We start from the raw sequence: 12,142 nt of genomic DNA on the forward strand, positions 1-12,142 counted from the left end.
CTCCAAGGCATCTATGACCCTCGTTGGAGCGTAACACCTCGGAAAACTTGTCGCATAGCGACCTAACGTCACGTTAACGGGATTTTTGTGACCTCTGAGCTTCAGGCAGCACGGATATCCAAGAAACCCTGAGGTGAAAAGCGGCCCAAAGCACTATACCGACAAATTTCGACCCATCCTCGACCACCCAGGGCCAGTTCCCCGGCATAACCGCGGTCAGCCTGCCGAGATCAGCCACAACGCTGACGCCCAGCAGAGCAACCGCGAGCAATGGGGCCAAAACGCCAAATCTGCGCAGAACGTGCCGAAAAGCCAGGATGTAACCAAGGGCGAGAAGTCCATAGAGGGTGAACAAGGCGATGTCCCCCTGCGGAAACCGCAGAGTCAGATTCTCATGCAACATGAATAGATCGTCGAGCATCAACACCGCCGTGAAACCGGCGGCCACCAACAGAAAGACACCGGCCCGCCGGTCGGCGGCGCCGGCGGCCAGACGCAGGCCGGTGAAGGCGCAGACGCTTGCTGTCATGCACCAAAGCAAAACACCGAGATTGGACAGAGAACCCAGGTGCGGCGCGCTCTTTTTACCCATGATGGCGAGGGGGTCCCGGGTCAGATCCGAGAGCGGAATGCGTGTCTGAACGGCCAGCAGCAGAACCAGCAGGACCGCGGCGCCCACCGACAACACAACGATCAGCGTGGTCACGGCCTGCGCCGAAGACGCGGTTAAGCGCCCCGGCCGCCGGCCAAGCGGCAGATCAGATGCGGGCAAAGGAGTCATTGCGGCCCTCCGTATGACGCCCGGATGTCTTTTCCGTTACTGTTTTACGAAGGATAGGAGGATCGCCGCCGCAACAGCAAATGTCCTAATTGAGGCGAATTTCTGCACAGACTCGCACGCATTCCGAATGCTGTGTCCTCCCAACGCCCCGTCGCGTGGCAAACGTTGCGAACACAGGGCGAAGGATCGCTTTCGAGCCCATTGTTTCAATTGTTTCCGGCGTCTTCGCTCCATTAAGGAGCCCTCTCGAACCTCAGCCTCTCTTCCATGACCCAACAGCAAATACTGTAAAGCCTTATCCGAACTTAGGTTTATCACCAACACTCCAGGCCGGGAGTGGCTCCGGCGCTTCAGCCTCGACGTCTTTGCCAGCCGCAATTCCCGCAAGCGCGCCCAGAATGCCGGCGAACAATTGATACGAAAAACGCCCGACCGAGAAATCCGCGGGAAACAGCCGGGGCCTATATCTGGCAGCCATGTTGATCGGCGACTGCGAGGACAGACGTCGCCGGCCTTCTTGGGCGAACCAGACAACGAATTGCCAGACAACGAATTGCCAGACAACGAATTGCCAGACAACGAATTGATTGAAGAGTTTTCAGGAGCTTGGTGGAGCAATGAGTAATTCAAACTTATTTGGCTCGCCGATGGTTCTGCCCGGCATTCGACCGGCCAGCCCCTTTGGCGCAGCCGTGAAACCGTCCCTTAGGGGCAGGGTTTTGCACAGCTTAAAGGATTTAGCAGCACGGACCTTCGGTCCGCTGTTTCGCGATCTTCGGGTCCGCCGGACTGTTTTGGAACTTTCCAAGCTGGACGACCATATGCTGCGCGACATCGGCTTGAACCGCTCGTCTATTGTCAGCAGAGCACAGGCGACCGAAGAGCGGTTGCACGGTCGCAGCGAGAGCATGCGGATCTAAAGAACACACCCGGGTCAGCGCGTTGGGAGCCGCGCTGATCCGGGCAACAACACAGTTGGGGAACGCAAGGGGTGATCTTCACCCAGGGTCAATCTTACTGGGGCGGGTTAAATCGATGGCGGAACCATTACAGCATGGAGCGGCCGTAGAGCTGCGAAAACGCTCGGCATCTGCGGCGCAAACCCCTGATTCCATCGGTTCTTTTCTCTGGTGCGCCCCTCGGCTAACCTGTTTGCCTGCTGATTTTGCGGAAGACCTTCCTAGTGAAGAGGCCCTCCGCCAAGGCGAAAAACAGAACGTCGTCACAGGAGGCCCAGCGATGGCGCGGGCAACACCCGATAGCCATAACGCCCCTGACACGCCCGGCGGCAAGCCTTCTGACTGGGACTTGTCCAACGGGGCCGAACGTCAGTTGCTTGACCTCGTGGCCTCGCGGCACGCCCTGCTTCTTTACCGCGGCCGGCTTGTCGAAAAGCAATTGATCCTCGATTTCGTAGGACCCGGGGCGGAACGGCACTTCGGAAAGCCCGTCGATGCGATCCGCGGATCAGAAACCGCCATCACCGACCTGATACACCCCGACGACCTGGATCAATACCGGACGGCCCTAGCCGATCTCCTTGAGCACCGGGCAGCCAGTGTCGAATACCGAGTTGCGATGGGACCGGAAAACTACGCCTGGCGTCGCGACGAGATGTCCCTCGGCAGCGCCGAAGGACACGATGCTTCGGCAGCTTCGATCGTCAACGGCTGCGTCACGCTTATCGACGAGAAGACGCCGACAGCAACAACCGGTCCGGACGAACTTGCCAGCCAGCGCAGCGCCATTATTGATCAGGCCGCCCATCCTATCCTGATCTGCGAGCCCGGCGGCCTGATCACTGAGTTTAACCGCGCTGCCGCCAAGCTGCTTTTTGACGGCGCAACCGCCCCTCCCCAAGCCATGCAGGCCGAAGACCTGTTTATCGAGGACAATCGCGGGAGTTTCAGAGAGGCCGTTGAGCGGCTGCTCCGGGGCAAAGGCGAACAGGCCGCTTCCGAGACCCTTACCCTGACGGCACGGCGAGGCAGCGGCAGTCAGCTACCGGTCGAGGTGATGCTGTCGGCCATCGATCTTGGGAAGAGCCGCGCGGTGATCACTGAACTGCGCGACATCAGCGAACGCGTCAGCGCGGAAGCGACCATCAATCATCTCTGGCAACTGCTCCAGGACGCCGTCGAGAGCATCCCCAACGGCTTTGCCATCTATGACGCGGAAGAGAAGCTGGTTCTCTGCAACGCCGCCTTCTCCGAGATCTATGGCAGAACCCCGGAATCCATGGTGGGCAGTTCCACCTATGACAACTACTGCGAAGTGCTGCCGCAGTTGCAGAGCATCAACGGGGAGAGCATCGAAGGTCTGTCCATCACGCCGGAACTATGGATGAGCCATGTCCGCCAGTCCGAAGATGTGCCGGTGGAGTTTCAATTAAGGAACGGCGACTGGAAACAGACCACGACGCACCCCATTCGTGGCGGCGGACGGGTCTATATACGCACCGACATCACAAAACTGAAGCAAGCCCAGATTTCCCTGCTGCAAAGCGAGCAGCAGTTCCGTAGTCTGGTCGAGAACAACCCCTTCCCGCTCTGGCTCACCGACGTCGATTCGGGCATCGTGCTCTATCACAGCCCCGCGGCGGCGGCGCTGCTCGGCTACGACTGGCCGGTGACGGAGCATTACAAGTCGGAGCGCGCCTACGCCGATCCGGCGGACCGGCGGGCCTGCACCGATGAACTGCTTGCGGCAGGCAGGCTGGACGGGCGGGAAACCCTGTTCCGCAAGGCCGACGGCACGGTCTTCTGGGGCGCCGTCTTTTCGCGGCTCTGCGAACATGACGGCAAGACCATCGCCATCGGCGGCGTGGTCGACCTGACCGAACAACGCGACAAGGAAGCGCAGATACGCCAGGCGCAGGAAACCCTGCAGGATGCCGTCGAGTCACTGTCCGAAGGCTTCGCCCTCTACGATGCCGAAGACCGTCTCGTTACATGCAACCAGCGCTACCGCGACTTCAACAAGCTCAGCAACGACGTGCTGAAACCCGGTGTCGCCTGGACGGATTTCATCCGCACCGGCGCCGAACGCGGCCAATATGTCGGGGCGGAAGGTCGGGTGGACGCCTGGCTGGAAGAACGCAAGGCGCTACGGCTGCAGTTCGGTACCGAGATGGAATTCCAGCAGGCCGACGGACGCTGGTTCCAGTTTGCCAACCAACCGACGCGCCAGGGCGGCATTGTGGTTACCCGCAGCGACATCACCAACCGCAAGGAAATGGAAAGAGCCCTGCGGGAGAGCGAGAACCTTGTACGCAGCATCCTGGAGGCCTCACCGGTACCTGTCGCCATGACCCGCGTCAGCGACGGCCTGATCATTTACGAGAGCCCGGCCTCGCGGGCGTTGTTCGGACAGATGCAGCAGTCGGGGGAGCCTTCATACATCACCGACCTCTATGTCGACCCCCGGGACCGGCAACGCTACCTGAAACTGCTGCGCGAGAGACGGACCCTGCAGGGATTCGAAGTCGAGCTGCGCAAAGCCGACGGCGAACATGTCTGGGCGTCTCTCACCGCCAGCCTGATCGAATACCAGGGCGAGGAAATGATCGTCGCCAGCGCCTATGACCTGACCGAACGGCGCGCGGTCGAAGCTGAAATGGCCCGTCACCGGGAAGCGCTCTATCAAAGCGAAAAACTGAGCGCCCTCGGCTCGCTCCTCGCCGGCGTCGCCCATGAACTGAACAATCCGCTCTCCGTCGTCGTCGGCCATGCTCAGTTGATGAAGGAAACCGCCGTCGACGTGCGCACAATCGAGCGGGCGACGAAAATCGGCAATGCCGCCGACCGTTGCTCGCGGATCGTGAAATCCTTCCTTGCCATGGCGCGGCAGCGCCCGCCGGAACGCCGGGCCGTCGAGCTTCGCGATATCATCCAGGCGACTTTAGACGTTACCGGCTACTCGCTGCGTACCGCCAACGTCGAGGTGACACTCGATATCGACCCCAAGGTCCCTCCGGTCTGGGCCGATCCCGATCAGATGAACCAGGTGGTGACCAACCTGACCGTTAATGCCCAACAGGCCATGATGGAGGTTCAATCTCCCCGCAAGCTGGACATCACCGCGAGCTACGACGATCATCGTGAAGAAGTCGTTCTTGAGATGACGGATACGGGGCCCGGCATTCCCGAAGACATCCGCAACCGGATATTCGAACCCTTCTTCACCACCAAGGATATCGGCGAGGGCACGGGTATCGGCCTGGCGGTCAGTCACCGGATCGTCGAGGCCCACGACGGACGCATCCGCGCTGAAAGCAGGGTCGGCCAAGGCTCGACCTTTATCGTCAATCTGCCGGCCAGCCGCGAAGAAACACAGCAGGCCACCAAAACGAAGCGAAACGCCCGAGACCGTTCCGGCAAAAGCGCGACGATTCTGATTATCGACGACGAGCCCGAGGTTGCACAGATGCTCGGAGACATCCTGGCTGTCCAGGGGCACAGGGTGGAGACTGCGGATTCAGGCGAAAAAGCGCTGCTCATGCTGGACCGCGACGACTTCGATGTGATCCTGAGCGACGTGCGCATGCCCCGCCTGGACGGGCCCAGCCTCTACGCGGCACTGGAGCGGCGCGACCCCGAACTTCTGAAACGGACGGCTTTCGTTTCCGGCGACACGCTGAGTCCTTCGGCCCGCCTGTTCCTGCAGCGCGTCCATCGGCCGTTTATCGAAAAACCTTTTGCACTTGAGGAAGTTCACGATCTTGTCGATCAGATCCTCGGGCGCAATCAGGAAAGCCGCAAGGGTGAGGAAACAGCCGCAACCGAGGCCGATTAGGCCCCGCAAGGCGGAGAACGGAATGAATGCCGGTTAGACCTGTTGAGAGAGCAGTTGAGGGAGCCTTTGAGATGCAGGGGCGAAAGCACATCGTCGTTGTCGACGACGAACCGGGAATCCGGGAAACCATTGAGGAATACCTGGAACTCCACGACTTTCAGGTCACTGCCGTCGGGGGCGGTGAGGGCCTACGCGAGGTCATCGACGACAAGGATGTGGATCTCGTCCTGCTGGATATCCGCATGCCGGGAGAAGACGGCCTCTCCCTGGCGCGCTACCTGCGCGAGAACACGCAGGTCGGCATCATCATGCTGACCGCGGCCGGCGAGGTGGTCGACCGCATTGTCGGCCTGGAAATGGGCGCCGACGACTACTTGGCAAAACCGGTCGATCTGCGCGAGCTGCTGGCACGCATAAAGTCTGTGCTGCGCCGCGCCTCCCAGAAAGAAGAAGCCGCCGCCGGCGGTACGGACAGCGCTGCGCGTGTGGTGCCCTTCGGCGAGTTCACCCTGAACCTGGAATCCCACAAGCTTTTCGAAGCCTCGGGGCTTGAAGTGCCGCTGACCAGCATGGAATTCGACCTGCTGAAAGCCTTTGCGGACAATCCAAACCGTGTGCTTACCCGCGATCAATTGCTAAACCTCGCGCACAACCGTGATTGGGAACCCTTCGACCGCTCGATCGATATCCGTATCGCCCGCATAAGGCGCAAGATCGAAAGCGACCCCGCGAAGCCCCAGGTCATCAAAACAGTGCGCGGCGCCGGCTACATCTTCTCCACCGCCAAGGGCTAGAGAGCTCGTACCTGCGTTTTGCTTTCCCGTCAGGCAAAACCCGCCAAGTAGATGTATTGACTTAAAGGCCTAGGGAATGACGCCGAAGCGTGACTTCGGCGTCACATAGGTGTCATCAGCATCTTGTTAGGCTCTCCCTGTTGATCAAAGAAGATGTCTTTGCGCGAAAGGGCGCCCTGCGGAGAAAACCGCAGCGCCTGCTCAAGGCGGCATAGAAGGTCGCGATCCTAGAGGCATTGCGTGCACACATCTGTCCGGGCGAACTCGGCGATGATATGCACAACAGCCATTAGAATCATCTAGACGACTGGATGTAATTGCCAAGAGCCTTTTTGCCCGCCGCGCGAAAGAGAGGGGCGCCGAGGCGCCAGTTACCTTAGGCGTCACTTGGGGGTTAGGATGCTGGAAATCTCCGCACTTGGTAAGAACTTCGGTAGCGTTGCGGCAGTAGCCGATGTTTCCCTGAAGATACCGGAAGGCCAGATGGTCGGGATCATCGGCCGCTCCGGAGCCGGGAAGTCGACCTTGCTGCGTTTACTCAATCGCCTGCTGGAGCCTTCCGGTGGCGGGATACATTTCAGCGGCACCGATGTCACAAAGCTGAAAGGGCGTGACCTGCTTGCCTGGCGTGCAGACTGCGCGATGATCTTTCAACAGTTCAACCTGGTCAACCGGCTGGACGTCCTGACCAATGTGCTGATCGGCAGGATCAACAGCCACGGCACCCTATCGTCGCTTGTAAAGCGCTTCACCGAAGAAGAGCGCACTCTGGCCATCACAGCGCTCGACCGCCTCGACCTTGCCGACCAGGCCCTGCAGCGCGCCGACACGCTCTCCGGCGGTCAACAGCAGCGCGTCGCCATCGCCCGCGCCATGTTGCAGCAACCGAAGATCATCCTTGCCGATGAACCGATTGCCTCTTTGGATCCCCGCAACGCAACACGCGTCATGGAAGCTTTGCGAAGGATCAACCGGGACAGCGGCATCACGGTCGTCTGCAACCTCCATACACTCGACACTGCCCGTAGCTACTGCCACCGCATTGTCGGGATGAAGGCCGGCCGTGTGGTTTTCGACGGCGCGGCGGAGCAGTTGACCCAGACCGTGGTGCGCAAGATTTATGGTGCTGCCGGCGAAGATGACTCGATTTCGGAGACCATCACCTCCACCGCCTTGCCGAATCTGCCGCTTGATGGAATGCAGCCCGGGAGGCCCGGGACACAGCCTGACACAAATGGCAGGCAGGTCGCGCTCTCGGCGTGAACCGCCGTCGGTCTGTTTTCCGCAGATCCATCTCTTCAACTCACCCGCCGAAGGAGACTTGATCCATGTTTCGCAGCCTTTTTCTGGGCAGTGCCGCCCTCGCCGCCACGCTCGTTGCCAGCGCTTCCATTCAAAATGCCGTTGCTGGCGAATGGAAATCGGACTTCAAGGAACTTCGCTTCGGAATCCTCTCCGGCGAGAATGAAAAGGACCGCATTCAGCGCTATACCAAGTTCAAGCAGTATCTGGAGAAAGAAACCGGCCTGCCGGTGAAGATCTACACTGCGTCTTCCTACGATGGCGTCATTCAGGCCATCGCCGCCGACCAGATCGAATTCGCCTTCTTTGGTTCGTCGTCTTATGCCGCGGCCTACAAGGAAACCGAAGGCGGTGTCGAACCACTGGTATCGCGCAAGCAGGCCGACGGCAGCACCGGCTACTACTCCATCGTCACGGTGCGCTGCGACAGCGGCTATGAGAAGATTGAGGACCTGAAGGGCAAGACCCTGGCCTTCGCCGATCCGGACTCCACCTCAGGTTATGCGGTGCCCTATTACAACCTGCTGAAACAGGGTTACGACCCGGAAACCTACTTCGCTGCAACGCCCTTTGCTGGTGCTCACGAAACCGGCGTTTTGGGTGTGACCAACGGCCAGTTCGATGCGGTCGCGACCTACATGACCAACGAAGAATCGGGCATTCCACAGCGGATGGTGAACAAAGGGATGATCGAGGCTGGTGTCGTCTGCCCGATCTGGAAGTCGCCGGAGATTACCTCCGGCCCCTTCACCGCCCGCAAGAACCTGCCCGGCGAGATGAAAGAGCAGATCGCCACAATGTTGATGGAGATTCCGGAGAAAGATCCGGAGGCCTTCGCCGCCATGACGGCCAACCCCAAACAAGTTGGTTGGATCCGCGTCGATCATGAGCGCTACGAGTGGATCGTCGAAATGCGCGACGAGATTCGCAAGATCCGCCGCAACCGCGGCAGCTGAACCATAGGTGAATGGCCGCCGCCTCTGACGGGTGCCGACGGCCATTCACCTCAAGTTTTGCTCCTTAGACAGCAGCCTCCAAGCCTTGACCGAGCTCACACTCTCCCCCGACAGCGACGCGGTGTCGCGCTTTCGCCGAAGCTACGCAGCAGCACGGCGGCGTAAACGCCGGATGGACCTGATCTACCTCGTCGTGTTCACAATTTGCCTGGGCATCGCCGTGGTCATCGGCGAGTTCGACCCGGTGAGGATCTGGAACGGCCTGCCGCGACTGCATGAATTCATCGTCAAGATCCTGCCGGTCTTGCGCTGGGAGAGCCTCGCCGCGGATCTGGCGGAATGGTTCCTGCCATTCCGGCTGTGGTTCAAGCTCCTGATCGAAACCGTCCTGATCGCCTTCCTGGCGACGGTTTTCGGTGTCTTCGGCGCCTTTCTGTTGAGCTTCCCCGCCTCGCGCAACCTGATGCCGAACCGCGGCATTCTCTTCTTCTGCCGCCGCCTGCTGGAAATCGCCCGCACGGTACCGGAACTGGTTTACGCCCTGATCTTTGTCTTCTGTTTCGGTATCGGCCCCATGGCCGGCGTGCTGGCCATCGCGGTGCACACCATGGGTGCGCTGGGCAAGCTCTATTCGGAAGTGAACGAGAACATCGACATGAAGGCGCCGGAGGGTCTGCGGGCCGCCGGGGCCAACTGGGTGCAGATGGTCCGCTTTGCCGTGGTCCCGCAGGTCCTGCCGAATCATGTCAGCTACACGCTCCTGCGTTTTGAGATCAACGTACGCTCCTCCTCCATCATCGGCTTCGTCGGCGCCGGCGGTTTGGGCCAGGAGATCCGCACCGCGATCTCTTTTCAGTACTACACCGACATCTCCGCGCTCTTTCTCATCATCCTGGTGACGGTCGCCAGCATCGATTTGATCTGTGAGCGTATCCGCCACCGCTTCATCGGCCGCGAGGGGCTTTAGGAAAATCGCAGCATGCGAGACATTCTCGAGATCAGTGCAGAAGAAATCGCGGCCGCCAAGACGCGCCTGCCACGGGCTTTCAGCGAGACGCCACGCCAAAGGCTGACGAAGCTGATCGGCTGGAGCCTCTTTATCGGACTGGTTGCCTACACCCTCATTGCCTTCAATTTCTCGCCAGAGCGCATCTGGACCGGGCTCGGTAAACTGGGATTCGTGCTCTCCTTCATGCTGCCGCCCTATGTCTGGCCCAGCTGGGAGCTGTTCATGGAGCCGGTGACCGCCATTGGCGAGACACTTGCCATGGCCTTCCTCGGCACCCTGCTGGCGGGCATCGTGGCGCTGCCGCTGGGTTTCCTCGGCGCCAAGAACATCCTCAAGGTCGAATGGATGCGCTTTGGCGTCCGCCGCGGCTTCGATACCCTGCGGGCCTTTGAGCAACTGGTCCTGGCGCTGATCTTCATTCGGGCCTTCGGTCTCGGTCCCCTGGCCGGCATTTTCGCCATCATGGTCTCCGATATCGGCTCCCTCTCGAAACTCTTCGCCGAAGCCATCGAGAACGTAGAGAACAAGCAGATCGAAGGCGTCAAGGCAACCGGCGCCGGACCGTTGCAGACTCTGCGTTTAGCGGTTCTGCCCCAGGTGTTGCCGGTCATGCTGTCCAACCTGCTCTACTACCTGGAATCCAATACCCGTAGCGCCACCATCCTGGGCGTGGTGGGCGCGGGTGGCGTCGGCTTTTTACTCTACGACCGGATCAGCGCCAATAACTGGGACGAGGTGATGTCCATCGTCATCCTCATCCTCATTACCGTCTATGCCATCGACAGCCTCTCCGGCTGGCTACGCGGAAAGATCATCGGCAAGAACGAATACAGGCCTTAGGGGAGTTCTGCAAAGTGAGCGAAGCTGCCACACCCTTTGACGTTGCACAGCCGCCGAAGAAGGTACTCGGCGCAACGCCGTATATTCACGAGTCCGCGAAGGTCGTCGGCTGCACCCTGGGCAGATACACCGAAGTCGGCGCCCGCACAGCGATGATCGATACCGTCTTCGGCGACTACAGCTACATCACTTCCGATGGTCATATTGCAGGCAGCACCATCGGTAAGTTCTGCTCCATCGCCAACCAGACGAGGATCAATCCCGGCAATCATCCGGTCTGGCGGGCCAGCCAGCACCATTTCACCTACCGCAGCAGACAGTACGATCTGGCCGAGGACGATGACGCCGAGGTTTTCGCCTGGCGTGAATCTCACGCGGTCACTTTGGGCCATGATATCTGGATCGGCCACGGCGCCACCGTCCTGGCCGGCGTTACGATAGGAAACGGTGCAGTGGTCGGCGCGGGTGCGGTGGTCAGCAAGGATGTTGCACCTTATTGCATCGTCGCCGGCGTTCCCGCCAAGCCCATCCGGCGGCGCTTCGAAGCGGAGATTACCGACCGCCTTCAGGCGCTCGCCTGGTGGGACTGGCCGCACGAGCGGCTGCGCGATGCCCTGCCCGACTTCCGAACACTGAGGATCGAAGCATTTCTGGAGAGGTACGAGGCCTAGGAGAAATCATAAGTGCGCTTTTTCCGCTGTGCTGAGACCGGGTTTCGACGGAAACCACTCTTTGTCATAAAATCGTCATATGAATAATGATCTTGCCGCCAGCAATTCGGGAGAGGGCGAGCAGACATGGACATTGCCGAGAAGCGCGAGATGGACTTCGGTATTCTCACGAATATCGGCCTGGAGCCGGAGAGTTTCGAGGCAAGCCAGACCATCATTGAACAGGATTCAACCGGCCACGAGATGTACCTGGTGCGCAAGGGAAGGGTCGCCATCATCGTCAACGGCGCCCAGGTTGAAGAGGTCGGCGCCGGCGGCGTTTTCGGCGAGATGGGCCTGATCGACGGCTCACCGCGCAGCGCTTCGGTGATGGCCCTGGAAGCCAGCGAAGTAATTCCGGTGACAGAGAAGAGTTTCCTCTACCTCATCCACGAGACGCCGTATTTCGCCCTTGATGTCATGCGCACCTTGGCGGCGCGGGTGCGGCGGATGAATGACAAAGTGCTGACCCTCTAGAGCGGATCCCTATCGCAGCTTTCAAGCTCCAGTGTCATATAAACGCTGAAGGGGTCGAACACGTAGTCGGCAAAGGGCCCGCAGGCTTGGAATCCGAAAGCCTGGTAGAGCGCCCGCGCCGGCGCGAAGGATTCGGGGCTACCGGTTTCCAGGCTGAGATGCCGATAACCGCGGCTCTTGGCTTCTGCGATAATATGCTGCAGCAAACGCCGAGCCACACCTCTGCCGCGGGCGGCGGCGGCGGTGTGCATGGACTTGATCTCTCCGTGACGGCCATCGATCTCCCTCAGAGCACCGCAGCCGAGCAGTTGCCCGTCGTCGTACAGTGTCCAAAAGGTAATCTCCGGCGCCCTGAGGGAGTCGAGATCCAAGGCGTGGACCGATTCCGGCGGCGATGTTGCGCGCATGAGTTCCAGATGCGCACCCAGAAGCGCGGCGATCTCCGGTCCGCGCAGGTCGTCTTCGGCAATGATCATTGA

11 protein-coding genes are annotated in these 12,142 nt (G+C 60.1%); 9 read left to right on the plus strand and 2 right to left on the minus strand.

What is annotated here, in order from left to right:
* Window positions 1-73 precede the first annotated feature (73 nt).
* Window positions 74-781: a hypothetical protein gene (locus ACP146_RS19220; protein WP_422368371.1), complete on the minus strand. Its 708-nt coding sequence runs from the start codon at window positions 779-781 to the stop codon at window positions 74-76.
* Between the two features lie 617 nt (window positions 782-1,398).
* Between ACP146_RS19220 and ACP146_RS19225 the strand changes: the two genes are divergently transcribed.
* From ACP146_RS19225 to ACP146_RS19265, 9 genes are all read left to right on the plus strand, one after another.
* Entirely contained in the window at window positions 1,399-1,701 is a 303-nt protein-coding gene (locus tag ACP146_RS19225; RefSeq protein ID WP_422368372.1) for a DUF1127 domain-containing protein, read from the plus strand.
* 319 nt (window positions 1,702-2,020) lie between these two features.
* Window positions 2,021-5,575, plus strand: coding sequence for a PAS domain S-box protein (locus ACP146_RS19230; RefSeq protein WP_422368373.1), 3,555 nt, complete (start codon window positions 2,021-2,023; stop codon window positions 5,573-5,575).
* A 71-nt stretch (window positions 5,576-5,646) separates the two neighbouring features.
* A complete protein-coding gene (locus tag ACP146_RS19235) occupies window positions 5,647-6,369 on the plus strand; it encodes a response regulator (protein ID WP_422368374.1) in 723 nt (240 codons plus the stop codon).
* Window positions 6,370-6,768: 399 nt separating this feature from the next.
* Window positions 6,769-7,632, plus strand: coding sequence for a phosphonate ABC transporter ATP-binding protein (gene phnC / locus ACP146_RS19240; RefSeq protein WP_422368375.1), 864 nt, complete (start codon window positions 6,769-6,771; stop codon window positions 7,630-7,632).
* A 65-nt stretch (window positions 7,633-7,697) separates the two neighbouring features.
* A complete protein-coding gene (gene phnD, locus ACP146_RS19245) occupies window positions 7,698-8,627 on the plus strand; it encodes a phosphonate ABC transporter substrate-binding protein (protein WP_422368376.1) in 930 nt (309 codons plus the stop codon).
* A gap of 85 nt (window positions 8,628-8,712) precedes the next feature.
* Window positions 8,713-9,594 (plus strand): phosphonate ABC transporter, permease protein PhnE, encoded by an 882-nt coding sequence (gene phnE, locus ACP146_RS19250; RefSeq protein ID WP_422368377.1) that lies wholly within the window; start codon window positions 8,713-8,715, stop codon window positions 9,592-9,594.
* A gap of 12 nt (window positions 9,595-9,606) precedes the next feature.
* Window positions 9,607-10,476: a phosphonate ABC transporter, permease protein PhnE gene (gene phnE, locus ACP146_RS19255; protein WP_422368378.1), complete on the plus strand. Its 870-nt coding sequence runs from the start codon at window positions 9,607-9,609 to the stop codon at window positions 10,474-10,476.
* 14 nt (window positions 10,477-10,490) lie between these two features.
* Window positions 10,491-11,147, plus strand: a complete 657-nt coding sequence (locus ACP146_RS19260; RefSeq protein ID WP_422368379.1) for a chloramphenicol acetyltransferase — start codon at window positions 10,491-10,493, stop codon at window positions 11,145-11,147.
* Window positions 11,148-11,273: 126 nt separating this feature from the next.
* A complete protein-coding gene (locus ACP146_RS19265; protein WP_422368380.1) occupies window positions 11,274-11,663 on the plus strand; it encodes a Crp/Fnr family transcriptional regulator in 390 nt (129 codons plus the stop codon).
* Here the strand turns inward: ACP146_RS19265 and ACP146_RS19270 are convergent.
* Window positions 11,660-12,139 (minus strand): GNAT family N-acetyltransferase, encoded by a 480-nt coding sequence (locus tag ACP146_RS19270; protein ID WP_422368381.1) that lies wholly within the window; start codon window positions 12,137-12,139, stop codon window positions 11,660-11,662. The genes ACP146_RS19265 and ACP146_RS19270 overlap by 4 nt on opposite strands.
* Window positions 12,140-12,142 lie beyond the last annotated feature (3 nt).

It is taken from the genome of Pelagibius sp. (assembly GCF_965249265.1).
Taxonomy (GTDB): Bacteria; Pseudomonadota; Alphaproteobacteria; order Kiloniellales; family Kiloniellaceae; genus Pelagibius.